Raw genomic sequence first — 25,644 nt, forward strand, 5'->3', positions numbered from 1 at the left:
GGGTGGTGATGATGTAATCTCTTAAAACATCAAATTTCTGGGGATTATTCTTACTGATGTTTACCGTTCCAATCAGAACGTTATTGTTATAGATATTTACCGGAAACGGGGTTGTTCGGCTGGTAGACAGATAGAGTTTCTGATAAGGAGAGGGAGCTCCTGATCTATCTATCATGGGAGCAAACCAATGTTCTCTGTCTAATTGGGCAAAGGTAGAGGTGAATATATAAAATATAAATAAAAAAGATAGAATTTTCTTCATTCAGTGATGGTATTTATCACAAATTTAATAATAAAAAGTATTGAAGTATTGAAAAAGCAATAAAAAAACCACGATTTTAAAATCGTGGTTTTTAAAGTTATTTATCTGGATAATTATTCTCTGTTTTTTACCATAATCCAGCCAGTATATTTTATCTCAGTTTTTTCTTTGTTAGACTCGTTCCAGGAAACGTGATACCAATATGTACCAGTTACAAGCTTTTTATCGAAATGTCTTCCATCCCACTTGTAATTGTTGAATTTATTTCCGGTAAATATCATATTTCCATATCTGTCATACACTACAAAGCTAAGGTTATCTTTATAAGCAAGATCACTGTAATCAATATAATCATTGATGTTATCTCCGTTCGGAGTGATGGCATTCAATAGATTAGGAACTGTAACTTCTGCTGAAATAGGAGTACAGTTGTAAGCATCTTTTACATAGAATTTATGCTGTCCTCTGCTTAATCCTGTGAAAGAATTAGAGTCTTGCCAGTTTGTGGTTCCATCTACAGAATATTTGTAAGGGGCTTTACCACCAGCAACAATTACTGTAGCAGTCGTATTGTTAATTTCGATTTGTTGAATAACAGGATCCACTGCTTTTCTTATTCTTACTACCTGTGTAATGAAGCATCCGTTTTTCTCAAGAATTACGCTGTATTCACCTACGCCTACACCTCTGATTCCTGAAGTAGTTGCTCCAGTACTCCATTGATAAGAATCATATCCAGATCCAGCTTCCAGATCTGTTTTATCATCAATACAGATATACTTGTCTACAAGGATAGGTGATTTCTTAATAGGAAGTGGAATCAGTTCAACTTTAGCAGTAGCAGAACATCCTTGCTCGGTAGTAACTTTTACATAAACAAATCCTCCTGTTGAAGGGAAGTTTTCCGGTGTAGTAATTTCGTTAATTCCGGCTGTAAGATCTTTTAATGTACGGTAATATTTTTTTACTGCATTTCCATAGTCGGTAACATTAGCTTTTGTAAGGTCAAAATAAGCATAAGGAGCTACATCATACCAGCATGCCTTAATTGTAGCATCTTTCACTATAAAAGGTACAACTTTAAGTTTCAGGGTAACTTCTTCGCAGTCCATAAAGTCTGCAGAGTCTCCACAGAAAGTATAAACAATTTCATCTGTTCCTTCAAAATTAGGCTTCGGTGTATAGGTAATAGTACCATCTGGGTTGATAACCGCAGTTCCATTAGTTGGAGGTGTAAGGATCTTTATGGTACTTACTACTGGTGTCTGGGTAGAAGAGGTAAATGTTGGGGTGATAATCTTAGTAGAACAAGCAGGCTCTTCTTTAGTTGTTTTCATTAAACAGCTAAGTACTTTATAGACAGGTGTTGTAAGTGACTGACATGCTCCCATTGTTACCTTTACCGTGTAATAACCAGGTTGTGTAGGTGAATATGTATAAGCGTTTGCACCTGAAATAGCAACATCGTTAAGGAACCATTGGTAAGTATCGTAAGTATCATCTACTTGAAGAACAATTCCGGGAGCACATTCTCCCGATTTTTTAGCAATTACAGGGACAGATGAGAACCCTGCAAAATATCCGCCATATCCTGCTGTACTATATCCTCCGTTAATTCCGGCTGTTACTGCTTTTGTAGAAGTAATAGTAAGGTTAGCAGGGAAGTTCTGTAATGAATAAGTTACCCATTGAGCATTTCCTGTTAAAGGATATGGCCCTTGGGCTGGAGTAGGTGGAACTCCATTCACTAATACAGTTGCTCCAACTTCAGTTAATATATTAAGTTTTAATTTATCAACAATATCACTCGTAGCAATACCTGGCATCTCATTGGTTTTCCCAATCTCTTCAATCCTTCTTGGTAAGAAGCAGTTCAATGGTGGGATGTAATTGAAACCATTGGTAGCATCACTATCTAGAACTCCAATAAACTGATAAAGGTATACGTTCTTGGTAGTGGAAATAAACATATTGGAGTGAGCTCCTCCGGCTTGAGGTGAATAACTGGTCTCATTGATTCTATACCAGCCTCCTTCATTTAAAGTAGCAATAGGAGTAGTTGCTCCGTTAATATATACTTCAGTATTGTCCTCTGTAGCAATGATAAGACCTCCTTCCATATTGGATTCTGGTTGGGTTGATTTGGTCTTTACCATAGCGAATGTATTTCCTAATCTGTCTACTGGTACAGACTGATCAAGAATAGGATCGGAGCCATCTAGAGAAGGAGTAGGGCTACCTGTTGGAGTGGAAAAGTTACCATTACAGCTACCATTGGTAAGGGTTACTGGTTTGCTTGCAACGATCTTTGCACCAATAAAGCCTTTATTGTTATTGGCCGCACCTTCCACATTTCCTGCAAAAATAAAGGATTGCCCCTTATTTAAAACAAAAGAATGACTTTGAGCAGGAGGATTCCCATTAATAAATTTTAATCCGGGAGTCTTCCAGGATACGGTAACACTTGTATTGTCCTCTGTAGCTAAAATCCCAGCTGTAAAATTATCAGTACCGCCTTCTGTTACTCCTCTTGTATTGGGACTGGTTGCAACATAAAATAGCTTACCAATACCAGCCTTTCCTTTACTGGTAATAATTTCACCATGAGAATATTGTGCAAGTCGTAAACTACAATAAAAAGGTTTTTCTGCCTTTAAGTGGAGCCCTTTTGTACCCACAACAAATGCATCAGTAATGCCACTGGCAGAAATAAGGCTTGCTTCTATATTAACTGTTTTTGGGTCCCCTTTGGAGATAGTAACAGTTTCAATCAGATCATCATCGTTGAAAACTTGTACGGGAAAAGGGGTTGTAGAATCTGTAGATAGATACAACTTATTATCATAGCCGGTTACGGTTGCATAGTAGGGTGCAATCCAGTGTTCTGTATCCCTTTGTGCGAAAAGGGTATTAATTGTAAAAATAATTAATACTAAACTGAGTAGAAATCTTTTCATGTGTATGGAATTAGGATTTCTACAAAATTAAAATAAAAAATCAAATACCTTTAATAAAATGTAAATAAATGTTTGAAATTATTCTCTATTTTTAATTAAAAGTCATCCTGAATACGAAACTGGTAATTGGGTGTCTGGCTCAAACCATATTTATAATATACCAGTAGATTCCAGTAGGAAGACTTCTTCCATTTGATTTGTATTGGGAGCCACGCCTGCAAAGAAAGTTTTTCCAAGACCGGCTAAACCTTTTGAAGTAATAAATTTCGCCCGATTCTGTGTAACTGGTAAAAAATCTCTTATTACTTTTAACATACAATCTTATTGACACAGATTTAAACAGACTGTATGGTGCAGAAGTAATCATCATAGTATTGGAATAGATAGCATTACAGGATTCATATTATTGCTGTTTTGATAAAAGGTACTGTTTCGTTAGTAGTGAGTTTATTCTATAATTGTTGAATATTTAAAAGCCCATAAAAAAATCCCGGTGATAAATTCACCGGGATTATATATTTTAAAAAGCTGGATTATAAGCTTACTCTGATAAATCCTGTTACTTTTAGATCTGGGTTTACAGATTTTACATAGTCAGCAACTGAGATACTAGAATCTTTAATGAAATCCTGGTGTACCAAAGTGTTGTCTTTGTAGAATCTCTGCATTTTACCTTTCAAGATATTGTCGATGATGTTTGCAGGCTTACCTTCTTCAGTAAGTTTGTGTCTTTCGATCTCTAATTCTTTGTCGATAGTTTCCTGAGAAACTTTAGTTTCGTCAAGAGCGATTGGGTTCATTGCAGCAGCTTGCATAGAAACAGATTTAGCAACTTCATCAGCTCCGTCTACTTTTGCAGAAAGAGAAGTGATAGCAGCAATTTTGTTTCCAGCGTGGATGTAAGCTCCTAGGAATGGTCCTTCGATTCTTTCGAATGTACCGATTTCGATTTTTTCACCGATAACACCTGTCTGCTCAATTAATTTTTCAGCAACAGTCATTCCGTGGAAATCTGTAGCTAATAATTCTTCTTTAGTAGCAGCGAAGATTGCCATTTCAGCTAATTCGTAAGCTAACTCGATGAAAGCTTCGTTTTTACCAACGAAGTCAGTCTCACAGTTTAAAGAGATAATAGCACCTAAAGTGTTATCTTCATTTACTCTTGCGATAACAGCTCCTTCAGTAGATTCTCTGTCAGCTCTGTTAGCAGCAACTTTTTGTCCTTTTTTTCTAAGGATATCTACCGCTTTTTCGAAGTCTCCTTCAGCTTCAACTAGAGCTTTTTTGCAGTCCATCATACCTGCACCTGTTTGGTTTCTTAATTTAGCTACGTCTGCAGCAACTGGTGTATAAGACATAATATCTATTATTTTTTATTTAAGATTAGTATTAATTTTTAGCTTAATTTTAAAGCAGTGCAAAGATAATGATTTTAATGATAAACTAAAAAACGACTTTTCACGTTATTAATATATTTAATACTATTTTAAAGATTTGATTAATGAAAAAAATCTTCCTTCTCCTTTTTGTATGCATTTTTTCCCTTGGTTTTTCTCAAAAAAAGAAAAAAACAAAAGCTAAGGCTGTTGTGGAAAAAGAAACTGTGATTATTTACACAGAGCAGGAAGCAGAAACCTCAAAAGAAACAAGAGTGATTGCAGGCTTCATTAAGCAAAACCCCGGGCATGCCCGAACAGACTTCTTTAAAAAAAGACTGATGGAAATTATCATGGCAGATAATTCACCTGAGGCAAAACCTACGATAAAACCAATCAGTAAAGAAAAGATTGAAAATATTGTTAAGAATAATGAATTAAACAGCGGTAAAGTAATAGCAGCTAACAAAACTTCTACGGTTAATAATACTAAGAATACAGATAAAATAAATGATGCTATCAATGCATTGAAAGAAGAAAGACTGGCAACTTATGCTTCAGCAGGTACGGCAAAAGGCGCAGGAACTTCGGTTAAATCCGAACCCAGCGAATCCAATAAAAAAACTGCAGCTATGCTTACCCATCTTTTTAATAATGATATCAATAAGAATGAAGCTTATGTTAATATTAAAAACAGATCAAGCTGTAATCTGATTGTGAAGATAAGTGGCAAAAAATATTATAACTTAAGTGTTCCTGCCAAGGGAGAAAACTTTATTTTGATTGATAAAGGAGAATATATATTGACTACAATGGTATGTGACGCCAAATATTCTTCGCTAAAGAAAATTACTCAGGATGTGGAGATTGCTCTCAATATTGCTGATTAATGAAAATAATGAAAAGAAAAAAGAAGAAAACTAAATAAAAAAAGGTTAAGAAAATATTTTCTTAACCTTTTTTATTTTTATCCTTTAAACTGACCCATCGCAATGAATTTATCCTGTCTCTGGGTTTCAAGCTCCTGTCCTGTAAATTTGGCGAAAGCTTTGATATTTTGTAAAATAGAATTTTTCAAGTTCAGATAAGTGGTCTCCTGATCGTAGTGAGCCCCTCCAAGCGGTTCCTCAATAATTCCGTCAATGAACTTTTCTCTTAAGGCATCCTGCGGAGTAAGGTTTAATGCATTAGCAGCATCTTCCTTGTGATCCCAGTTTCTCCATAAGATAGAAGAGCAGCTTTCTGGTGCAATTACTGTATACCATGTATTTTCTAACATATATACCTTATTACCTACACCTATTCCTAATGCTCCACCACTGGCTCCTTCTCCAATGATGTAAGTGAAGATCGGAGTTTTAAGCTGTACCATTTCAAAAATATTTCTTGCAATAGCTTCACCTTGTCCTCTTTCTTCAGCTTCTAATCCTGGATAAGCTCCCGGTGTATCCACTAAAGTTACTACAGGAATGTTGAATTTCTCAGCAAGCTTCATTAATCTTAAAGCTTTTCTGTATCCTTCAGGATTTGGCATCCCGAATCGTCTGTGCTGTCTTTCCTTGGTCGTTCTTCCTTTTTGAGTCCCGATGATCATTACTCTCTGACCATCAAGGGTAATCAATCCTCCAATCATTGCCGGGTCATCAGCGAAATTTCTGTCTCCATGAAGTTCTAAGAAACTGCCTTTGTCTGCCATTCCGTGGATATAGTCCAAAGTATAGGGACGATCCGGATGGCGGGACAGTTGTACTCTTTGCCAAGGTGTAAGATTCCCGTAGATTTCTTTTTTCTTTTCTAAAATCTTATCCTCAATCTGGCTGCATGCTAATTTTACATCAACACCACTTTCTTCTCCTACTAAAGAACACGTCTGGTATTGGTCCATCAATTCTTTGATAGGAAGTTCGAAACTTAAATATTCCATTTCTTGAAGTAAATTAAATCTTTCAAATGTATGAAAAATTATGGTAATTCTATTTAAAATTATTTACAGCATTGCTTATTCTGGCGATACTTTCCTCTTTTCCAATGATTTCCAGGATGTCCGGAACATCCGGTCCTTTCAATTCTCCTACTAAAGATAAACGCAACGGCATCATTACTTTACCCATTCCCAAGCCTTTATTTTCCGCGAAATCATGCATCGTCTGTTTTAATGTTTCCGCTACAAAGTCTGTAGATGCAAATAAGGTAGCCAATTCTCCTAAAATAGCAGATGTTTCGTCATTCCATGCTTTTTTAGATGCTTTTTCATCGTAAGCTGTTGGAGCTTCAAAGAAGAATTTTCCATTTTCATAGATGTCTTTCGGGAAAGTAGCTCTTTCTTTCATCAAAGGAATTACTTTTAACAGTTTTTCGTCTGAAGCATTAGAAAGGTCAAGATCAGAGTTCTTAAGCATTGCAAGAAGCTCTTCATCTGATTTCATCTGGATATACTGATGGTTGAACCATTCAGCTTTCTCTTTGCTGAATCTAGCTCCTGCTTTGTGTACTTTATGAAGGTCAAACTCCTTAATCATATCGTCTAAAGGAAGAATTTCTTTATCATCAGCTGGTGACCATCCTAATAAAGCAACCATATTGATGAAAGCATCAGGAAGGTAACCGTTTTCTCTATATCCTTTGGAAACAATTCCCGTTGCAGGATCTTTAAAATCAAGAGGGAATACAGGGAATCCGAATTTATCACCATCTCTTTTGCTTAATTTTCCTTTTCCTTCAGGCTTTAAAATTAAAGAAAGGTGTGCAAACTGTGGTGCTTCCCACTGCATTGCTTCGTACAATAAAGTGTGTAGTCCAAGGGATGGTAACCATTCTTCACCACGGATCACGTGAGAAATTTCCATTTCATGGTCATCAATAATGTTGGCGAAGTGATAGGTTGGCATTCCGTCATTTTTTACCAAAACTTTGTCATCTAAAGTATTGGTATTTACAGAGAATTTTCCGCGGATGATATCTTCAAGGTTCAAAACTCTGTCTACAGGCATTTTGAATCTTACCACATAAGGTGTTTTTTCATCCAGTAATTTCTGAACTTCCTCTTCAGAAAGAGCAAGACTGTTTCTTAAACGGTTTCTGGTCTTATTATCATAAGAGAAAACCTCACCTCTTGCTTCGTATTCTGCACGAACGGCATCCAGCTCTTCCGCAGTATCAAAAGCAATATACGCATAATCTGTTTTTAAGATCTGTGCGGTATATCTGTCGTAGATATCTCTTCTTTCAGATTGTCTGTAAGGGGCAAATTTTCCTCCTTTCTTAGGACTTTCATCCGGGATAATTCCACACCATTCTAAAGCTTCTTCAATGTATTCTTCAGCTCCTTCTACATATCTTGCGGTATCTGTATCTTCAATTCTCAATACAAATTCACCCCCTTGATTTTTTGCAAAAAGGTAATCATATAATGCGGTTCTTACGCCTCCCAAATGTAAAGGTCCTGTAGGACTTGGAGCAAAACGTACTCTTACTTTCTCCATTTTCAATTAAAATTTTTGCAAATTTACTTAAAATTATACGGTTGTAATACAATTATAACTGATTGTTGTCCTTTTAATCTTAAATTTTTTTCGTGAATTTATTGAAGACTCTACCTGAATAAATGAATCTTCATAAAAGCAGATTCTGATGATAAAAAAACAGTACATGAAATTTCATATACTGTTTGTGATGTAAGTATTTTAATTTTCTTTAAAAAAGAGATCTTATAGCACGTTCCACCTTATAAATGGTTTTATAGGTGATGGTTTTTTTTATTTTTTTCAGGGTTTGGCGAAGCTGAAATACATGCTCTATTTCAGCCAGAGACATATCAGAATTCAGCATTTGACCATAGATATCGCGATGTTTAGTGAAAATGTGCCATTCCATCTGATGGCGTTTGGCTTTACTTTCGTGCAAAGATTTTACCATGGAGTCTTCCCGTTGTCTGTAAAAGAATTGGATAGAATCTAGTTGTACAACAATATCATCTTTTCTTAAAAGCTGAACCCAAAATTCCCAGTCTTCGTATCCGAGTTTCATATCTGTATCATATCCGGAAGTTTTCAGATAGTCTTCTTTTTTGAAAATGGCAGAACAGAAAATATGATTTAAAAATAAAAGCTTTTCGTAATTGTATTCCGGAAGATCCCAATATTCATTCTTAGCTCCAAAAAACTCAGCTTTGCAGTACACAAGTTTAGGCTGCGGGGTTTTTGCAAATTCTTTTTCTGCTAATTCAAGGTATTGTGTTCCTATTTTATCATCACCATCCAAAGGAAGAATAAAAGTTCCTTTCGCCTGTTTGATTCCATTATTTCTGCTGGCAGAAAGCCCCTGATTGTGTTGATTTAATTTAATAAAACGGGAGTCCTTTTGACAATATTCATCAATGATTTTTTCAGAATTATCTGTAGAACCATCATTTACAATGATACATTCCCAGTCTGGAGAAGTTTGAGCCAATACAGAGTCCAGTGTTTCCCTCAAATATTTTTCCTGATTGTAGCAAGGAACAATTATGGATGTTGTTATCATTGGTTTATGGTGCGTTTGTTGGTGAATATATTGCTTATTGTTAAAAGAAAATATTGGAAAGGGAATTCCTTTTTGCTTTTTCTCTTGAGCTGATTAATGTTTTCTAAATCCACAGAAAGCCCTTTTTCTAAAATGTCTACAAATTCTTTTTTGAGAGTATTGCTCTTAAGAATTGCTTTCTTCTTATTGTAATTATTAATGGTTACTTTAATAGCCCTTTTATACTCGCTGAACTTAGATTTTCGGTAAACAGCCGTTAAAGCCTTTAGATTGGCTATGGATAGTTTAAAGAAATTTAGGCCTACCTGCTGATCTCCGTGAATCCTATAATACGTAAGTTTCTCATTATAAAAAGAGAAAGAAGAGGTGTAAGATGAAACCAATGCAATCCATTCATCATGGTGGAAGTCTTTATATACAGGAATAGGTGAAAACTGCTGAACAAAATTTTTCCTTATAGCCATGGTGGCTCCTGTTGCAATGTTGGTAATTGAACTGATGATTTCAAAATAACTGTATTTCAACTTTTCCTCATTCAATAGATTGGGGATATCCCAAACAGAAATCCTGCTGCAATCTACCTCATTATTGAGCAGACAGCATCCGTTGGTTGAAATAACGTTAGTTTCAGGATTGTTTTTGAAATAAGAAACAATTCTTTCTACTTTATTTTCCTGCCACAGATCATCCTGATCGCTTAGAAAAATAATATCATTATTACATAGAGAGATTGCTTTTTCAAAATTTTTTACACTCCTTAAATTTTGCTCATTTACATAAATCTGAAATAGGTTTGGAAACAATGAATCATACTCTTTCAAAATAGAAAGCGTATTATCCGTAGATTGGTCATCACAAACTATAATTTCGTCTATTTTATAGGTTTGGTTGATAATCGAATCTAGCTGTTCCTTTAAATATTTTTCACCATTATAAGTACAAAGAGCAACAGATGTTTTCAATTTTCTTTAAAGTTTATAGGTTGATAGGGCTGGTCATTAAATACATAACGGATCCAATTACTGAAAGCGTATTTTTTATAGATATCTGGTGCAACTTCTACGTACTCTTTCTCTAAAAAAGGAATAATGTCCTCATAGTTCTGTCCCTCCCAAACCAAAATATTATTCGGATGATAAAAATCGTAATTTTTTACTTCTGGGTTGTTGGTAATAAGTTTCTTTTTAAAGCACAATGCTTCAAATACTCTGAAGGATAATCCATTATGTATGCTAGTATTATGGAATTCCAGCAAGTAATTATATTTTTGAATCTCATAGATCATCTCAGCATATTTGAGAATATGAGTTCTGATTTTTACAGGAGAATTAGCTAGTTTCTCAGGAATGCTGCTCCTTGTATATACTATCTGAATATTGCTTCCTACTTTTTGCTCTTCAAAGTAAGATGCAATAGAAATTATTTCATCAATCCTGTTCTCTAAATAGCTTCCCAGGAAAAAAACTTCGTCTTTGGAGTTTTCGTGAGACTTTTTGTAGTGGTCTAAATAAAAATTAGTGATAGGAAACAGATTGGAGTATTGATCTCTATACTGGAAATAATCATCCTTATCAAATACAAAAAAACGATCAAAAAGTTTGATATAGTCAACAATTCCGGGATATCTTTGGAAGCCGTCCCATTGATAGGCTGTAAAGACCTTGGTTTTTTGTTTCAGAAGAGTAAGCGATTCTTTACTGAAATAATCAGGCCGAATGACAAGAGTATAGTCGAAAGGCTCTTTTATATGGTTCAATTCTTCTAAAAGCTGTTCCGAGTGTCTTCTTACTCTTAGCTGAGATTTAAAATTTTTATTCTTTAAAAAAGTCTTTTGTATGAAATTTGATAGTTTTTCTCCAATGTTTTTATATTTGAAATCTTTATCCGTTAAAATTAATAATTCTACGTTATAATTATTTAACTCTAGATTTTTTACAATAGTCTCGTATAAATTAAAGTGATGAGGAATTAATAAAGCTATTTTTTTTTTCATCCAAAATTTTAAACAAAAATAATAAATATATATTTGCAAAAAAAATATGAAAAAGAAACTTTTGATCGATCTTGAACGCCTCCGATATCCTAATTCCGGGATTGCGAATGTATTCAGAAATCTAGCAAAAGGATTGCAGGAGAAGAATTCTAAGTTTGATATATTTTTTTTCGGTAAAAAAGAACAGCTTGAAAAATTTGAGCCTAAGCCAAATTGTGTTTTCTGGAATAAAACACATCGATTTTTCGAGCGTTTCAGCGGTGAATTTGATCTCATTCATGTGAGTCACCAGCTATCCTCTTATTTTCATAGAAATTATAAAAGCACTTTAAAAATCGTGACACTCCATGATTTGAATTTTTTATACGAGAACCTTTCCGATTCAAAAAAGAGGAGAATGCTTGGGAAAGTCAGGAGCAATGTAAAGAATGCAGATTATATTGTCTGTATTTCTGAGTATGCGAAGCAAAGCTTTATCCGTAATAAAAGGCTTTTCAATTTTACAAAACTTAAAGATGTTGTGGTTATTCACAATGGTATTCAGCTTCCTGAGCACAGGGAATATCAGCTTGGAAAATACAGTTATTTAAAAGGTAAGAAGTATATTTTGAATATTGGTGTACTTTTTAACAAGAAAAATCAGTTGACGCTAGTTGAAATGCTTCCTTATATAAAAGAAGATCTCGTCCTTATTGCTTCCGATGAGAAACCTCCTTATGCCGATGAAGTGAGAAGGAGGATTAAAGAACTGCATTTGGAACAAAGAGTTCATTTTCTTAGAAATCTTTCAGAAGAAGAAAAATATGCGGTAATTCAGCATTCAGAGGCGATGTGTCATCCTTCTATTGCAGAAGGCTTCGGAATCCCGCCTATCGAAGCGATGGCTTTTGGGAAACCCGTGTTTCTTTCAACTTATACAAGCCTTCCTGAAATAGGAGGAGATAAGGCTTTTTATTTTGACAGTTTTGAACCCAAAGCAATGGCTAAGCTGTTCCAGGAGAAAATGAATCTTTATTATAGCAATGAAGAAGCAATGAGCCAGGAAATAAAAAATTGGACAGAGCAATATAGTTATACCGCAATGTCCAATAATTATCTTAAGTTTTATGAATCTGTTTTGAAGAAAAACTAAGCTTTATATTCCAGAATAGTTTTTTCAATAATTTTTACACAATCTAATAATTGCTCTTCCGTAATTACCAATGGTGGTGCTAATCTGATGATATTACCATGGGTTGGCTTGGCAAGCAGTCCGTTTTCTTTTAACTGTAAACAAAGGTTCCATGCAGTAGAACTTTCCGGAGTGTCGTTGATCAAAATTGCATTTAAAAGTCCTTTTCCTCTTACTTTGGTAATAAGATCTGTTTTTTCAATAAGCTTATTGATTTCAGCTCTGAAAATCTGACCAAGCTCTTCTGCTCTTTCAGATAATTTTTCTTCTGCTACTACGTCTAATGCTGCTACAGCTACTGCGCAGGCAATTGGGTTTCCTCCGAATGTAGAACCATGTTGTCCCGGTTTAATCACATTCATAATCTCATCATTGGCCAATACCGCAGATACAGGGTACATTCCTCCTGAAAGTGCTTTTCCAAGAATTAAAATATCCGGCTGCACATTTTCGTGGTGGCAAGCGATCAGTTTTCCTGTTCTTGCAATCCCTGTCTGTACTTCATCAGCAATGAAAAGTACATTGTGCTTTTTACATAGTTCAGATGCATTTTTAAGGAAGTTTTCATCCGGAACATATACTCCTGCTTCTCCCTGGATAGGCTCTACAAGGAATGCAGCAATATTTCCTGCTTCTCTGCTTAATACTTCTTCTAAAGCTGCAATATCATTGTAAGGAATTTTGATAAATCCAGGTGTAAAAGGTCCGTAGTTTTGGTTAGCATCAGGATCATTGGAGAAAGAAACAATAGTAGTAGTTCTTCCGTGGAAATTGTTTTCACAAACGATGATTTTTGCAGCGTTTTCTGCAATTCCTTTTACCTCATAGCTCCATTTTCTGGCCAATTTTACAGCCGTTTCTACTGCCTCAGCTCCAGAATTCATGGGTAATACCTTATCAAACCCGAAAAGAGTAGTGATTTTCTGTTCGTATTCTCCTAATTTAGAGTTATAGAATGCTCTTGACGTCAGAGCCAGTTTTTGAGCCTGCTCTACCAATGCACCTACAATTTTAGGATGCGAGTGCCCCTGGTTTACAGCAGAATATGCTGAAAGAAAATCATAATACCTTTTGCCTTCTACATCCCAAACGAAAACACCTTCTCCACGGTCCAGAACTACTGGCAGAGGGTGATAGTTATGCGCTCCATGTTTGTCTTCAAGGTCAATAAAATACTGTGAGTTTTTTGTTTGTTCTGCTGTTGACATATTGTTGGTTTTTTACAAATTTACACAATATTAATGAGACCCCTAAACAAAAATAGAGTAGAGTATAAGGCTATAATTAAAGTGTATTTTGAGGTGAAATAAACCTGTAACGGAAAATATTTTCTTAACGGATAAACTGTTGCAGGTATTCTATCTTTACGAACATGAAAGTTATGTTGAGCAGTTAATTCTATATTTTTTAGCTATCATATCTTTCTCCAATATTGGATTGCTGCTTGGTCAGGATGATGGTGTTTAGGCAGGATATCAAACGATATTGCCGGAGCTATAAATAATAAGCAAAAAACTCTCTGAAAACTGAATAGAAATCCCTTAATTCCAAATATTCAGGACTTGAGGTTTCAATATTGTTAAAATGATGTTCTCTGAACAGTTTTTTTATTCGGGATTGATGATAAAACTGCGATACAGAAATAATGCGTTTATACTTCATACTATCAGCAATCTTAAGGGTATTGATCACGGTCTTCTCGGTGTTATCCCCAAAGTTATCCACAAGAATCTTATCTGCAGGGATTTTATTTTTAATCAGGTATTTTTTCATTTCAGTACCTTCCCAATATCCTTCTTTACCCAAACCTCCACTTACTAAAATCTCTTTGATCTGGTTTTTCTGATAGAGTTCAATGCTTTTATCCAGTCTTGCCTGCAGGCGTGAAGAAAGGCTTCCGTCTTCATTTACTTTATTCCCAAAGACAACAGCAAGATCTGCTTTTTGCTCAGTATTTTTAAATCCATCATAAGTAATGTATAAAGAATGGATAATAAACCAGGAGAACCCTGTAATGAGAATGTATTTGATGATAATTTTCACTCTATTTTTATCTATCGTTAACGTTCAGAATAAAAAATCTTCGGTTTATAAATGGAATAATTGTGTTTTACAATTATTCTTTTAAAAAAAATTAAGATATAAAGTCGAAAAAAATATTACACATCAAAGATATAAAATTGATGGAAACAATAATTAAAAACATGAAAGGATCGGGAAGAAGAGAAACTTATTTTAAAGCACTTGTGACTATGTTCAATAATTAATTATAAGTTGCTTTTAATATGAAAGATCAAACACTTTTTCCATTTGCTTTTCGTTGACAGAGCTAGGCGTTGCCTTTAATAAAGTATTGCGAAGCCAAACAGCCAAATTGTTTTCGTAATGAGAAATCTTACCAATAGTAGAGCTCGTGTTGACGATGTAATGCGCCTTTTTCATACGCAGCTTTTCGTATTGTGTGAAAACTTCGTTTACGTTTTTCCCTTCACCAAAAAGCTTTCCAAGAACATAGGCATCTTCAATTGCCTGGCAGGCACCCTGTCCCATATTGGGAGTTGTTGCATGGGCTGCATCACCAATCAAACAAACACGGTCTTTTTGCCAGTGAAAAATGGGCTCCAAATCGATAATGTCGTTGACAAATATTTTTTCTTTGGGAGTTTCGGAAATCATTTTGGGAACTTCTGGATTGAATTCTGTAAAAAGTTCTGCAAGATGATTCGGATTTTTAACCAGGTTCTCGTTAACCACAGCATACCAATAGACTTGTTGGTCATTAATTCTCACGAAGCCGAAGCGTCTGCCTTTTCCCCATGCTTCATAGGCTTGATGATTGTATTTTGCAGTCCAGTCAAATTGGCTAACACCACGCCAACATTTCTGTCTGGACGATCTTAACTTTCCAATGTTTAAAATTTGATGCCGCACTACCGATTTAATTCCATCTGCACCAATAACTGCATCTGCATTAGCCAAGCTTCCGTCTTCAAAAGTGAGTTGGTAACCGTTTCCTTGTTCGATTTTGGATAAACGTTTGGAAAGGATAATGTTTTCAAAACCAATTTCCTTAGCCAGAATCATTTGCAAATCACCACGATGAATGGCAATATTGCATACCCCATATTTACGTTCAAATGTATTCAGTTGTACATCCGATAAGGCTTTGAGCTGTGGATCAGTAATTTTAATAGTTGAAATTTTATGACCTGCTTTTTCGATTTTATGGCGGATGCCAAGTTTGTCAAAAACCTGCATTGCATTATTGGCCATGATAATTCCTGCCCCTACAGGTTTTATTTCGGGTGCACTTTCATAAATGGTAATATCCAGATTATTTTTTTGTAAAGCTAAAGCTGTTGTCAAACCGCCAATTCCGCCACCGATTATTGCTATTTTCATTGTGATTACATTTATATGAGACAAAATTAAAGAGCAAAAAAGCTAAAAACGTTCACTTAAGTTAACTTCTGGAATGTGTAAATTCTTTTCCGAATTCTGCTCAGTGATTGTGGTGTAATCCCTAAATAAGACGAAATGTATTTCTGTGGAATTTTGTTCAGGATTTCTGGGGACTTTTTCAAGAGATTGAGATAGCGTTCTTCAGGTGTATAAAAAAATAGCTCGTCCAGCCTTTGTTTTGCATCCAAAAAAGCTAAATCGGATATGCGTTTTGCCAATCCAATCCAAAAGGCATCTTTCTGAATTAAAATCTCAACATCTTTTTTATCAAAATATAAAACTTCCGTTTTTAGAAGAGTCCTTATAACCGCCACTGATTTTTTTCCGGTGATATAGCTTGCATAATCGCCAATAACATCATTATTCACTTGTAATAGATAGCTGATATCTTCACCTTTCTCATTGATGTAATAAATCCGGACAGCGCCGTTCACAATGAGTCCCAAACGGTCAAAAACTCCATTTTTAGGTTCTATCATTTGGCTTTTATCATAAGTTACGATATAGCAAATTTCCAAAAATTCCTCCGCACGCTCCATAGTAATTTGGAGTGTTTCTGCTAGTTTCTCTTTTATTGCTGATGTCATCTCTTGTATGTTAATTTTGACTGATACTACAACAAGCTTTATCTTTTGTAGTTACAAAAATAAATTTTCCTGCTTTATTAAATTAAGAGATACTATAAAACTAAATAAGGCGCCCTTTCAGACGCCTTATTTTTATATGAATGATAATTTTTAGTGATTATCATATTTTCTATCCATTACAAAATCTTCCATGAATTTTGTAGTGTAGTTTCCTGCAAGATAATCTTCATTATCCATGAGTTGTCTGTGGAAAGGAATGGTTGTTTTTACTCCTTCAATATAGAATTCCTCAAGAGCACGTCTCATTTTGGCAATCGCTTCCTCACGGGTTTGAGCCGTAGTGATAAGCTTAGCAATCATAGAGTCATAGTTGGAAGGGATTGTATATCCGGAATAAACGTGAGTATCTACTCTGATTCCGTGTCCGCCAGGGATGTTTAATCCTGTGATTTTTCCAGGAGACGGTCTGAAGTCTGCATAAGGATCTTCAGCATTGATTCTACATTCGATTGAATGTAATTTAGGATAGTAGTTGATTCCTGAAATAGGAGTTCCTGCAGCAAGAAGAATCTGTTCTCTGATTAGGTCATAATCAATTACCTGCTCAGTAATAGGGTGTTCTACCTGGATTCTTGTATTCATTTCCATGAAATAGAAATTTCTGTGTTTGTCTACAAGGAATTCGATAGTTCCTACTCCTTCGTATCCGATGAACTCAGCAGCTTTTACAGCAGCCTCACCCATTTTCTCACGAAGTTCGTCAGTCATGAACGGAGAAGGAGTTTCTTCTGTTAACTTCTGGTTTCTTCTCTGTACAGAACAATCTCTTTCAGAAAGGTGACAAGCTTTACCGAATTGGTCTCCTGCAACCTGAATTTCGATGTGTCTAGGCTCTTCAATCAGTTTTTCCATATACATACCTCCGTTTCCAAAGGCTGCTACAGCTTCCTGAATAGCAGATTCCCAGTGATCTTTAAGGTCTTCAGCTTTCCAAACAGCTCTCATCCCTTTACCACCACCACCGGCAGTTGCCTTAATCATAACCGGATATCCGGTTTCTTCAGCAATTTTTACAGCGTGCTCATAAGATTCAATTAATCCGTCAGAACCAGGTACACAAGGTACACCAGCTGCTTTCATGGTAGCTTTAGCATTCGCTTTGTCTCCCATTTTTTCGATCTGCTCAGGAGAAGCTCCAATGAACTTGATTCCGTTCTTCTGGCAGATTCTTGAAAAGTTAGCATTTTCAGATAAGAATCCATAACCTGGGTGAATTGCGTCAGCATTGGTAATTTCCGCAGCAGCAATAATGTTAGGGATTTTAAGGTATGAGTCTTTGCTCATCGCAGGACCGATACAAACCGCTTCATCAGCAAATCTTACGTGAAGACTGTCTTTATCTGCAGTAGAGTATACTGCAACGGTTTTGATCCCCATTTCTTTACAAGTACGTAAAATACGCATTGCAATTTCGCCACGATTGGCTATTAATATTTTTTTGAACATCTTAATACGGTTTGAAATTTGAAAATTTGAAATTTGAAATTGACTTTATCATCAATTATCAATCATCATTAATCAATATTTTAATTAAGATGGATCTACTAAGAATAATGGTTGGTCATATTCTACCGGAGTAGCATCGTCAACTAAGATTTTAACGATTTTTCCGCTGATTTCAGATTCAATCTGGTTGAATAACTTCATTGCTTCAATTACGCAAACTACTTTACCAGCAGAAACTTCATCACCTACATTTACGAATACATCTTTATCCGGAGATGGTTTTCTGTAGAATGTTCCAATCATTGGAGATTTGATTGTTACATATTTGCTATCATCAGATGCAGCCTCAGCCTTTTCTGCAGGTGCAGCAGCAGGAGTTGCAACAGGTGCCGGAGCAGCTACTGCCTGTGGAGCAGTGTGGTATACTGCAGGTTGTGCATAAACAGCTTCGCTTCCAGCTAATGGAGTTTTAATAGTGATTTCGAAATCTTTAGTTTTGTACTTCACTTCTGAAACTTCAGCCTTAGATACAAACTTGATAAGATTCTGTATGTCTTTAATGTCCATAAATTTGATATTTGATTTGGTGTCAAAGATACCAAAAAAACGCAAAAAACAACAAAAAACCGCCAAATTTTATCAAAATTAGGCGGTTTTTGTATTAAAATGAGGCTTTTTCGATGAAAAGCGACTCTTAGTTTTCTTCAGTAGCAGCTACTTCTTTTTCCAATACTACTTTACCTCTGTAGTAAAGTTTTCCTTCATGCCAGTGAGCTCTGTGGTATAGGTGAAGCTCTCCTGTTGTTGCATCTTTAGCTAATTGAGGAACTACAGCTTTGTAGTGAGTTCTTCTCTTATCTCTTCTTGTAGACGACTGTCTTCTCTTTGGATGTGCCATTTTCTAATAACTTTTTTAATTGATGAGCGATGAGATTCATCATCTCATCATATTTAAATTATTCTATTTAATTATTGTCTCTTAATTTTCTTAAAGCATCCCATCTAGGATCACTTTCATGTTCTTCCTCTTCAGCTTCCTCAATATTTTTCGGACTGAACTGGTCAAGAATTTTGATATCTTCATCACTTACATTCGGTGAAATCTTTTTCATCGGGATAGAAAGCATTACATTTTCGTAAATCAAATGGGCTACATTGAAAGCATGCTCTCCGGTAGGAATGGTAATAACATCTTCATTGCTGTCATCATATTCTTCCCCGAAATTCACCAGAATCTTGATCTCATTCTCAATAGGATAGTCGAAATCTTCATTTGTAATATCACAAACCAACTCAACCAAACCTTTTATTTTAATCTCAAACTCCAGAAAAGTAGTGTGTTTGTCTAATAAGACATTCACCTCTATTCTAGGATTTGTAAATTCCTGCTCAGTGTCAAATAATTGAAAGAACGTTTTATCTATCTCAAACTTGAACTCGTGTTTTCCGTTTTTAAGTCCGGAAAAGCTTATGTCATAGTTTCTTAACTTGTCCATAAAATGAGTGTGCAAAAATATGCATTTTTTTTATAATAACAAATAAAATCTAAAACAAATTAATTTAAAATTTGTTTTAACGGTTTATGCTTCAGTTTCCTCAGGCAGATCTTCGTCAATTCCGTTATCAACAGCCATTTTTCTAGGCTGAAGGCGGTTGCTCATCAGTTCGCTGTATTCACTTCTGTTCTTGAAAACCTTGATTGCAGTGAAGATAGCTTCCATAAAACTTTGTTCATCGGCAACATTTTTCCCTGCAATATCATACGCAACTCCATGATCCGGAGAAGTTCTGATAAAGGGAAGTCCTGCGGTATAATTTACCCCTTCTTCATAGGCTAATGTCTTGAACGGAGCTAATCCCTGATCGTGGTACATGGCCAGGACCGCATCAAAATCTCTGTATTTGTTTGGTTGGAAGAAACTATCTGCCGGGAAAGGTCCAAATGCAAGAATACCATTATCTGAAAGTTCCTGAATAGCCGGGCTGATGATTTCAATCTCTTCACTTCCGATCACTCCGCCATCTCCTGCATGCGGATTTAATCCTAGTACAGCAATCTTTGGCTTCTGAATGCAGAAATCTTCAATAAGGGTTTGGTTCAACACCCTGATCTGCTTTTTGATCTTTTCTTTGGAAATATTTTCAGCTACCTTGGCAATAGGAATATGATGGGTAGATACAGCTACTTTAAGATCTTCAGTAACGAGGAACATTAATCCTTTTTTACTAAACTTTTCTTCAAAATATCCGGTATGTCCGGCGTGCTTAAAGCCCATTTTTACCATTTCATCCTTATTGATAGGAGCGGTTACCAAAACATCAATATCTCCTTTCATCAAAGCTTCAGTAGCTGCTTCCAGGGAATCAATAGCCATTTTGGTAGATTCTTCTGTAGGAATGCCCAATTCAACGTTTACGTTTTCCTTGGTAAGATTTACCATATTCAGCTTGCCGGCCTGAGCCTGGGACGCTTCATTAACATAGTTGAAATTAAGATTCAGCTTGAAAATGTTTTTCTGATAAGTGAATAATTTTCCCGAACCAAAAATTACAGGAGTGAAAAAATCTGTAATGGTTTTGTCTTTCAGAGACTTCATGATGATCTCCGGACCGATGCCGTTGAAATCACCGATTGAAATTCCTACTCGTACTTTATGGTTTTTTGGGCTCATTTTGATTATCTTTGAAGATTATAATTTACAAATTTAGCAAAAAATAATATGTTCACAGGAATTATTGAAGCAGTTGGTGTTATTGAAAAGATTGAAGAGAAAGGAAGCAACATAGATTTCACCCTGTCATGCCCTTTTACAAACGAACTTAAAATCGATCAGAGTCTGGCACATAATGGATGCTGCCTTACTGTAGTTGAGATTAAAGATAATCAATATGTAGTAACCGCCATCAACGAAACCCTTGAAAAAACCAACCTTGGAAAATGGGAAGTGGGAAGTATGGTGAATCTTGAGCGCTGCATGAAAATGGATGGAAGACTTGATGGTCACATCGTTCAGGGGCATGTTGATAAAACAGGAGAGGTAGTAGGAATCGAAAATAAAGACGGAAGCTATTTTATCACCATGAAATATGAAGCTGATGGAAATTTTGTAACCGTTCCTCAAGGTTCTATTACCGTTAATGGGATCAGTTTAACCGTAGCAAAAAGTGAAGATGCTCAGTTTTCTGTAGCTATCATTCCTTACACTTGGGAATTTACCAATATGAAACACCTGAAAATTGGTGATAAAGTGAATCTTGAATTTGATATCATTGGTAAGTATATTGCTAGGTTAATTAAAAAGTAGAATGTCGTTAAATAAATATAAAGGATATAGCTTAAGGAACCGTGTGTTTTTCGGTTTCTTACTGGTATGCTTTTTAAGTGTTGTGGCAACATCACTGGTTCCTTATTTTGTGTTGAGAAATAATTCCATGCAGCAGAGTAATATCGATATGCAGGAGAAAACCAATGCAGTGATGAGATATCTGGATTATGCCGTAAGCCGTACATTGGTAGAAACAAAAGATCTGCCGAAGGTTTTAGGAAATAAGATTTTTGAAATTGCAGATATTAACCAGCATGATATTGTTATTTATGATCTGAAAGGAAATTACCTGCTGTCTAATAAGGATGAAAGCCTGATAGATCAGAAAACACTTTCTATGGAAATTATCAACAAAATCCTGTCTACGGATGCAAGGGTTGATATGACCAGATATGATGCTGCTAAAGATGCCAAGCTCACCTCTTCCTATCTTTTATTGAAGAATAATGAGCTGGAGCCAATTGGTATTGTTTATATTCCTTTATATCATAATGAATCTGCTTATCTGGAAGTATTGCATCAGTATGTAAAATACATTCTTTTAGTAGATATATTTCTGATCCTGTTCAGTATCTGGATAAGCTGGGTAACTTCCAATAGCCTGGCCAAAACCATTACAAAATTCTCTGATATGATTACCCGTATTACATTATTTGAAAATGAAATGCGTCCTATTAGGTATTATAAGAATGATGAATTAAATGCTCTGGCAAGAGCTTACAACAGAATGATTCTTCAAATTCAGGATCAAAAAGAAAGGTTAAGGTTTAAAGCCTCTGAAGAAGCATGGAGAGAAATGGCGAAACAGGTTGCCCATGAGGTGAAGAACCCGCTTACTCCCATGAAGCTTACCATTCAGAATTTTGAAAGAAAATTTGATCCTGAAGATCCGAATATTAAGGAAAAAGTGAAGCTGATGAGTAAAACAATGGTGGATCAGATTGATTTGATTGCTACCGTAGCTTCTGCGTTCTCGGAATTTGCCAAGCTTCCTGAAAAAAATAATGAAGTAATCAATCTGAATACAGAAGTGGAAGATATTCTTCGTGTATTTAATGATGACAGTATCTTCATGCATGCCAACAAAAGTAATATCATGATTAATATGGATAGAATTTATCTGTCCAGAATCATTACCAACCTTGTCACCAATGCCAAGCAGGCGGAAAGTGATGAGAGGAAATTAATCATCAATGTAGATGTGGAGCAACATCAGCGAAGAGTCATTATTTCTGTTCAGGATAACGGGATAGGAATTCCTGAAAATATGTATGAAAGAATTTTTGAGCCTAATTTCACTTCCAAAACCAGCGGAATGGGACTTGGATTATCCATGGTTAGAAAGATGATTGAAGACTATAAAGGAGAGATCTCAGTGAAATCCGAAGTAGGTAAGGGATCTACATTTATCATTACATTGCCTACCAATTTATAGTGAAGCCTTTTACATTCAAACAATTTGAAATCCAGCAATCCAAAGACGTCTTCCGTGTAGGAACAGACGGTGTTTTGCTTGGTGCCTTAGCAGATGTAGAATCTGCTTTTCGTGTTTTGGAAGTAGGGACGGGGACAGGATTAATCTCATTAATGCTGGCCCAAAGGAATCTACAGGCGGATTTTTTAGGCTTGGATATTAATGAAGATGCTGTTGCATTGACAAAAATTAATTTTGAAAATGCGCCTTTCCGTGCAAGGCTGAAAAACATTCATCAGGATTTTAAAACTTTTGAAACAGAACAAAAGTTTGATCTGATTGTTTCGAATCCTCCTTATTTTGAAGAATCCGGATCTGATAAAGACAAAATTGCACGCCAAACGATAGAGTTGAATTTCAGGCAGCTTATTGCTCAATCTGCCCGGATTTTATCTGAAAATGGACTGTTTTCAGTAATTATCCCGGTGGAAGCAGGAGAGATCTTTATTTTAATAGCTGAAGAAAATAACCTGTTTCTGACCAGAAGAATCAATATCAAAGGGATTGAAAATTCCAAAACAAAAAGATTGGTTTTAGAGTTTTCTCCCATAGAAAAAAAACTTTTGGAATCTGAGTTTATAATAGAAAAAAGTCCGAGAAAATACTCGGACCAATATCTTGAACTCACCAAGGAGTTTCATGTCTTTAAAGAGAATGGGAATTAGAACAGTATTTCTGTAATTTCTAACTCCTTTTATTCAAATAATTCTGCAGTATCTAAAACAGATACTTTTCCGTCTTCACATCTGATAGCTTCACCAGGGAAGTTTTGGATCATATGGTAATCATGGGTTGCCATTACTACAGCGGCTCCGTTTTCAAGAGCAACCTGCTTTAATAAGGTCATGATTTCATTAGAAGTTTCAGGGTCAAGGTTTCCTGTTGGCTCATCTGCAAGAATAAGGTCAGGGTGGTTAAGAAGGGCTCTTGCAATCGCGATACGTTGCTGCTCACCTCCGGAAAGTTCGTGTGGCATTTTGTGCTTTTTGCTCTTCATGTTCACACTTCCCAATACTTCATTGATTCTGTCTTCCATTTTTGCTTTATCACTCCATCCAGTGGCTTCCAAAACGAATTTAAGGTTCTTTTCAACGGTTCTGTCTGAAAGTAACTGGAAATCCTGGAATACAATCCCTAATTTTCTTCTTAGATTGGGAATGTCGGATGGTTTTAGCTTAGCCAGATCAAATCCTACCACGGCTCCATGTCCTGATGCTAATGGAATGTGTCCATAAAGCGTTTTCAGAAGAGAACTTTTTCCGGAACCTGTTTTTCCAATAAGGTAGCAAAATCTACCTTTTTTAATGTTAAGATTTACATCAGAAAGAACAGTAAAGTTTTTTTGGGCAATTTTTGCGTGTTGTAAACTTATAATATTGTCTCCGGAGATATTTGTATGTGGCATAATTTAATTTTAAAGGCTATTTCTAACAAAAAATTTTCAATCTTTAAAAATAGAAAAAAGAAGTCTATCTGACTCTAATTTTAATAAATTTTAACAACAAAAAATGCCTGAAAAGAAACTCTTCAAGCATGTTTTGTATATGATAATATAGAAATTATCTCTTAGCGCGTGCAGCACTTACAGTTAATCTCTTTCTGCCTTTAGCTCTTCTCGCAGCCAAAACTCTTCTTCCATTTGGCGTAGACATTCTTTCTCTGAAACCGTGTTTGTTTCTTCTCTTTCTTTCTGATGGCTGGAATGTTCTTTTACTCATTACTATATGTTTAAATCGTAATTAATCTATTAATTTTCAGGTTGCAAAGATATATAAAATTTTATAAGTTACAAACTTTAATGATCTTTTTTTAAAATTATCTTTAATGTTTTCCAGTCAGATACTTATAAAGCCTGATTGGAAACTAAATTCAGGATGCAAAAATAATATTTAAATGATTTATATAAAAGCTCTATCTTTGAAAACTTTAATTTTAACGAAAATAAACACAAGATGTTTACACCAGCAGAACTTTTAGAGATCAATACATTACTAACACCTGAAAACAAAATAGTTATTCTTACCCACTATAATCCGGATGGTGATGCTATTGGTTCCAGCCTGGGATTGAAACATTATTTAAAGGCAAAAGGAATCTTTGCTGAGGTGATTGTTCCTAACGATTTTCCAAAGTTTCTGAAATGGATGCCAGAAGCTAAAAAAGTGATTATTGCAGAATATAAAAGAAAACTGGCTGCTGATATGATTGCGGCTGCAGATGTTATTTTCTGCCTTGATTTTAATTCTCCTTCAAGAATCGGGTTATTGGGCGATTGGCTGGTAAAGGCTCAGGGAAAGAAAATTCTTATTGACCACCACCAACAGCCGGAGCCATTTGATTTTGTATACTCAGATACGGTAATTCCTGCCACGTCACAGATGATTTATCACTTCATTGAAGCGATGGATGATGAAAAACTGGTGAATCAGGATATGGCAGAATGTATGTATACAGGGATTATGACTGATACCGGTGGCTTCCGTTTTCGTTCAACCAGTGCTACTACGCATAGAATTATTGCCAATTTAATAGAAAAAGGCGCAGATCCTGCGATGATTACTTCCAATACCTGGGATACCAATACGGTTTCCCGTCTTCATTTGCTTGCTTTGGTTTTAGGAAGAATAGAGGTGGTGAATGATGGCAGGGTAGCTATTTTAAGCCTTACCAGAAATGAACTTAAAGAATTTGGTTTCCAGAAAGGAGATACGGAAGGTTTCGTAAATTACGGATTAAGTATTGCCGGGGTGAAAATGTCTGCCTTCTTTATGGAAGATTTGTATGAAGATTTTATTAAGATCTCATTCAGAAGTAAAGATGATGTGGATGTGAACCAGTTTTCCAGAAAATATTTTAATGGCGGCGGGCATATTAATGCTGCAGGAGGTAAATCAATGGATTCTTTGCCAGGAACTATAGAAATATTCAAAGCAAGATTAATAGAAGAGAACTTGTAAAACAGTGGGAGTGGGCTAAAGAAAATACTGTAAATTAAATTTGATATACTTT

26 protein-coding genes are annotated in these 25,644 nt (G+C 35.6%); 6 read left to right on the plus strand and 20 right to left on the minus strand.

The window, feature by feature from the left end:
* The 4 genes from BBH99_RS10940 to tsf form a co-directional block, all read right to left on the minus strand.
* The coding region (locus tag BBH99_RS10940) for a hypothetical protein (RefSeq protein ID WP_131799216.1) at window positions 1–262 on the minus strand (262 nt) is incomplete at its 3' end.
* Between the two features lie 113 nt (window positions 263–375).
* Window positions 376–3,219 (minus strand): T9SS type B sorting domain-containing protein, encoded by a 2,844-nt coding sequence (locus BBH99_RS10945; protein ID WP_066695455.1) that lies wholly within the window; start codon window positions 3,217–3,219, stop codon window positions 376–378.
* Between the two features lie 150 nt (window positions 3,220–3,369).
* Window positions 3,370–3,534, minus strand: a complete 165-nt coding sequence (locus BBH99_RS22400) for a hypothetical protein (RefSeq protein WP_165601920.1) — start codon at window positions 3,532–3,534, stop codon at window positions 3,370–3,372.
* A 218-nt stretch (window positions 3,535–3,752) separates the two neighbouring features.
* On the minus strand, window positions 3,753–4,577 hold the full coding sequence (gene tsf / locus BBH99_RS10950; RefSeq protein ID WP_066695457.1) for a translation elongation factor Ts: 825 nt from the start codon (window positions 4,575–4,577) through the stop codon (window positions 3,753–3,755).
* Between the two features lie 143 nt (window positions 4,578–4,720).
* Between tsf and BBH99_RS10955 the strand changes: the two genes are divergently transcribed.
* Window positions 4,721–5,485, plus strand: coding sequence for a DUF6759 domain-containing protein (locus BBH99_RS10955; RefSeq protein ID WP_066695459.1), 765 nt, complete (start codon window positions 4,721–4,723; stop codon window positions 5,483–5,485).
* Window positions 5,486–5,562: 77 nt separating this feature from the next.
* Here BBH99_RS10955 and BBH99_RS10960 read toward each other — a convergent pair whose 3' ends face one another.
* From BBH99_RS10960 to BBH99_RS10980, 5 genes are all read right to left on the minus strand, one after another.
* Window positions 5,563–6,519 (minus strand): acetyl-CoA carboxylase carboxyltransferase subunit alpha, encoded by a 957-nt coding sequence (locus BBH99_RS10960; RefSeq protein ID WP_066695461.1) that lies wholly within the window; start codon window positions 6,517–6,519, stop codon window positions 5,563–5,565.
* 49 nt (window positions 6,520–6,568) lie between these two features.
* Window positions 6,569–8,077: a glutamate--tRNA ligase gene (gene gltX / locus BBH99_RS10965; RefSeq protein ID WP_066695463.1), complete on the minus strand. Its 1,509-nt coding sequence runs from the start codon at window positions 8,075–8,077 to the stop codon at window positions 6,569–6,571.
* A gap of 211 nt (window positions 8,078–8,288) precedes the next feature.
* Window positions 8,289–9,116, minus strand: coding sequence for a glycosyltransferase family 2 protein (locus BBH99_RS10970; RefSeq protein ID WP_066695465.1), 828 nt, complete (start codon window positions 9,114–9,116; stop codon window positions 8,289–8,291).
* Window positions 9,113–10,078, minus strand: coding sequence for a glycosyltransferase (locus BBH99_RS10975; RefSeq protein WP_066695467.1), 966 nt, complete (start codon window positions 10,076–10,078; stop codon window positions 9,113–9,115). The genes BBH99_RS10970 and BBH99_RS10975 overlap by 4 nt, the downstream gene beginning before the upstream one ends.
* Window positions 10,075–11,109 (minus strand): hypothetical protein, encoded by a 1,035-nt coding sequence (locus BBH99_RS10980; protein WP_066695469.1) that lies wholly within the window; start codon window positions 11,107–11,109, stop codon window positions 10,075–10,077. Before BBH99_RS10980 ends, BBH99_RS10975 begins: the two co-directional genes overlap by 4 nt.
* Window positions 11,110–11,155: 46 nt before the next feature.
* Between BBH99_RS10980 and BBH99_RS10985 the strand changes: the two genes are divergently transcribed.
* Entirely contained in the window at window positions 11,156–12,241 is a 1,086-nt protein-coding gene (locus BBH99_RS10985) for a glycosyltransferase family 4 protein (RefSeq protein WP_066695471.1), read from the plus strand.
* Here the strand turns inward: BBH99_RS10985 and rocD are convergent.
* From rocD to pdxA, 9 genes are all read right to left on the minus strand, one after another.
* A complete protein-coding gene (gene rocD, locus BBH99_RS10990; protein WP_066695472.1) occupies window positions 12,238–13,488 on the minus strand; it encodes an ornithine--oxo-acid transaminase in 1,251 nt (416 codons plus the stop codon). The two genes, BBH99_RS10985 and rocD, sit on opposite strands and share 4 nt — an antisense overlap.
* 286 nt (window positions 13,489–13,774) lie before the next feature.
* Window positions 13,775–14,323 (minus strand): YdcF family protein, encoded by a 549-nt coding sequence (locus tag BBH99_RS10995; protein WP_066695473.1) that lies wholly within the window; start codon window positions 14,321–14,323, stop codon window positions 13,775–13,777.
* A gap of 237 nt (window positions 14,324–14,560) precedes the next feature.
* Window positions 14,561–15,682, minus strand: coding sequence for an FAD-dependent monooxygenase (locus BBH99_RS11000; RefSeq protein ID WP_066695474.1), 1,122 nt, complete (start codon window positions 15,680–15,682; stop codon window positions 14,561–14,563).
* Between the two features lie 56 nt (window positions 15,683–15,738).
* On the minus strand, window positions 15,739–16,329 hold the full coding sequence (locus BBH99_RS11005; protein WP_083188812.1) for a Crp/Fnr family transcriptional regulator: 591 nt from the start codon (window positions 16,327–16,329) through the stop codon (window positions 15,739–15,741).
* Window positions 16,330–16,479: 150 nt separating this feature from the next.
* Entirely contained in the window at window positions 16,480–17,835 is a 1,356-nt protein-coding gene (accC, locus tag BBH99_RS11010) for an acetyl-CoA carboxylase biotin carboxylase subunit (protein WP_066695476.1), read from the minus strand.
* A gap of 84 nt (window positions 17,836–17,919) precedes the next feature.
* Window positions 17,920–18,402, minus strand: coding sequence for an acetyl-CoA carboxylase biotin carboxyl carrier protein (gene accB, locus BBH99_RS11015; RefSeq protein WP_066695477.1), 483 nt, complete (start codon window positions 18,400–18,402; stop codon window positions 17,920–17,922).
* Between the two features lie 127 nt (window positions 18,403–18,529).
* Window positions 18,530–18,733, minus strand: a complete 204-nt coding sequence (rpmF, locus tag BBH99_RS11020) for a 50S ribosomal protein L32 (protein WP_002976251.1) — start codon at window positions 18,731–18,733, stop codon at window positions 18,530–18,532.
* A gap of 67 nt (window positions 18,734–18,800) precedes the next feature.
* The gene (locus BBH99_RS11025) at window positions 18,801–19,331 is read right to left on the minus strand and encodes a YceD family protein (protein ID WP_066695478.1); all 531 of its coding nucleotides are present in this window, start codon (window positions 19,329–19,331) and stop codon (window positions 18,801–18,803) included.
* Between the two features lie 84 nt (window positions 19,332–19,415).
* A complete protein-coding gene (gene pdxA / locus BBH99_RS11030) occupies window positions 19,416–20,507 on the minus strand; it encodes a 4-hydroxythreonine-4-phosphate dehydrogenase PdxA (RefSeq protein ID WP_066695479.1) in 1,092 nt (363 codons plus the stop codon).
* A 48-nt stretch (window positions 20,508–20,555) separates the two neighbouring features.
* Between pdxA and BBH99_RS11035 the strand changes: the two genes are divergently transcribed.
* The 3 genes from BBH99_RS11035 to BBH99_RS11045 are packed head-to-tail and all read left to right on the plus strand — an operon-like array spanning window position 20,556 to window position 23,300.
* On the plus strand, window positions 20,556–21,140 hold the full coding sequence (locus tag BBH99_RS11035) for a riboflavin synthase (protein WP_066695480.1): 585 nt from the start codon (window positions 20,556–20,558) through the stop codon (window positions 21,138–21,140).
* A 1-nt stretch (window position 21,141) separates the two neighbouring features.
* Window positions 21,142–22,596, plus strand: a complete 1,455-nt coding sequence (locus BBH99_RS11040; protein ID WP_066695482.1) for a sensor histidine kinase — start codon at window positions 21,142–21,144, stop codon at window positions 22,594–22,596.
* Window positions 22,596–23,300 carry a tRNA1(Val) (adenine(37)-N6)-methyltransferase gene (locus BBH99_RS11045; RefSeq protein WP_066695484.1) on the plus strand — a complete coding sequence of 235 codons (705 nt, stop codon included), beginning with the start codon at window positions 22,596–22,598 and terminating at the stop codon, window positions 23,298–23,300. The genes BBH99_RS11040 and BBH99_RS11045 overlap by 1 nt, the downstream gene beginning before the upstream one ends.
* Before the next feature lie 29 nt (window positions 23,301–23,329).
* Here the strand turns inward: BBH99_RS11045 and BBH99_RS11050 are convergent, their stop codons facing one another.
* Together BBH99_RS11050 and rpmH are read right to left on the minus strand one after the other, a co-directional pair.
* Window positions 23,330–24,040, minus strand: a complete 711-nt coding sequence (locus tag BBH99_RS11050) for a cell division ATP-binding protein FtsE (RefSeq protein ID WP_066695485.1) — start codon at window positions 24,038–24,040, stop codon at window positions 23,330–23,332.
* A 154-nt stretch (window positions 24,041–24,194) separates the two neighbouring features.
* Window positions 24,195–24,353, minus strand: a complete 159-nt coding sequence (rpmH, locus tag BBH99_RS11055; protein ID WP_002976260.1) for a 50S ribosomal protein L34 — start codon at window positions 24,351–24,353, stop codon at window positions 24,195–24,197.
* Window positions 24,354–24,587: 234 nt separating this feature from the next.
* Here rpmH and BBH99_RS11060 point away from each other — a divergent pair, with 234 nt between their 5' ends.
* The gene (locus tag BBH99_RS11060; protein WP_066695486.1) at window positions 24,588–25,592 is read left to right on the plus strand and encodes a DHH family phosphoesterase; all 1,005 of its coding nucleotides are present in this window, start codon (window positions 24,588–24,590) and stop codon (window positions 25,590–25,592) included.
* Window positions 25,593–25,644 lie beyond the last annotated feature (52 nt).

Source organism: Chryseobacterium contaminans, assembly GCF_001684955.1.
Lineage (GTDB): Bacteria > Bacteroidota > Bacteroidia > Flavobacteriales > Weeksellaceae > Chryseobacterium > Chryseobacterium contaminans.

Bases quoted from the DNA above. Each gene is read 5' to 3' on its own strand.
- gltX (WP_066695463.1), bottom strand. From the start codon at position 8,077: ATGGAGAAAGTAAGAGTACGTTTTGCTCCAAGTCCTACAGGACCTTTA.
- accB (WP_066695477.1), bottom strand. From the start codon at position 18,402: ATGGACATTAAAGACATACAGAATCTTATCAAGTTTGTATCTAAGGCT.
- BBH99_RS10960 (WP_066695461.1), bottom strand. From the start codon at position 6,519: ATGGAATATTTAAGTTTCGAACTTCCTATCAAAGAATTGATGGACCAA.
- BBH99_RS10985 (WP_066695471.1), top strand. From the start codon at position 11,156: ATGAAAAAGAAACTTTTGATCGATCTTGAACGCCTCCGATATCCTAAT.
- BBH99_RS11040 (WP_066695482.1), top strand. From the start codon at position 21,142: ATGTCGTTAAATAAATATAAAGGATATAGCTTAAGGAACCGTGTGTTT.
- BBH99_RS22400 (WP_165601920.1), bottom strand. From the start codon at position 3,534: ATGTTAAAAGTAATAAGAGATTTTTTACCAGTTACACAGAATCGGGCG.
- BBH99_RS11025 (WP_066695478.1), bottom strand. From the start codon at position 19,331: ATGGACAAGTTAAGAAACTATGACATAAGCTTTTCCGGACTTAAAAAC.
- pdxA (WP_066695479.1), bottom strand. From the start codon at position 20,507: ATGAGCCCAAAAAACCATAAAGTACGAGTAGGAATTTCAATCGGTGAT.
- rpmH (WP_002976260.1), bottom strand. From the start codon at position 24,353: ATGAGTAAAAGAACATTCCAGCCATCAGAAAGAAAGAGAAGAAACAAA.
- BBH99_RS10980 (WP_066695469.1), bottom strand. From the start codon at position 11,109: ATGAAAAAAAAAATAGCTTTATTAATTCCTCATCACTTTAATTTATAC.
- BBH99_RS11060 (WP_066695486.1), top strand. From the start codon at position 24,588: ATGTTTACACCAGCAGAACTTTTAGAGATCAATACATTACTAACACCT.
- BBH99_RS10955 (WP_066695459.1), top strand. From the start codon at position 4,721: ATGAAAAAAATCTTCCTTCTCCTTTTTGTATGCATTTTTTCCCTTGGT.
- BBH99_RS10970 (WP_066695465.1), bottom strand. From the start codon at position 9,116: ATGATAACAACATCCATAATTGTTCCTTGCTACAATCAGGAAAAATAT.
- rocD (WP_066695472.1), bottom strand. From the start codon at position 13,488: ATGTCAACAGCAGAACAAACAAAAAACTCACAGTATTTTATTGACCTT.
- BBH99_RS10945 (WP_066695455.1), bottom strand. From the start codon at position 3,219: ATGAAAAGATTTCTACTCAGTTTAGTATTAATTATTTTTACAATTAAT.
- BBH99_RS11050 (WP_066695485.1), bottom strand. From the start codon at position 24,040: ATGCCACATACAAATATCTCCGGAGACAATATTATAAGTTTACAACAC.
- BBH99_RS11035 (WP_066695480.1), top strand. From the start codon at position 20,556: ATGTTCACAGGAATTATTGAAGCAGTTGGTGTTATTGAAAAGATTGAA.
- tsf (WP_066695457.1), bottom strand. From the start codon at position 4,577: ATGTCTTATACACCAGTTGCTGCAGACGTAGCTAAATTAAGAAACCAA.
- rpmF (WP_002976251.1), bottom strand. From the start codon at position 18,733: ATGGCACATCCAAAGAGAAGACAGTCGTCTACAAGAAGAGATAAGAGA.
- accC (WP_066695476.1), bottom strand. From the start codon at position 17,835: ATGTTCAAAAAAATATTAATAGCCAATCGTGGCGAAATTGCAATGCGT.
- BBH99_RS11005 (WP_083188812.1), bottom strand. From the start codon at position 16,329: ATGACATCAGCAATAAAAGAGAAACTAGCAGAAACACTCCAAATTACT.
- BBH99_RS11000 (WP_066695474.1), bottom strand. From the start codon at position 15,682: ATGAAAATAGCAATAATCGGTGGCGGAATTGGCGGTTTGACAACAGCT.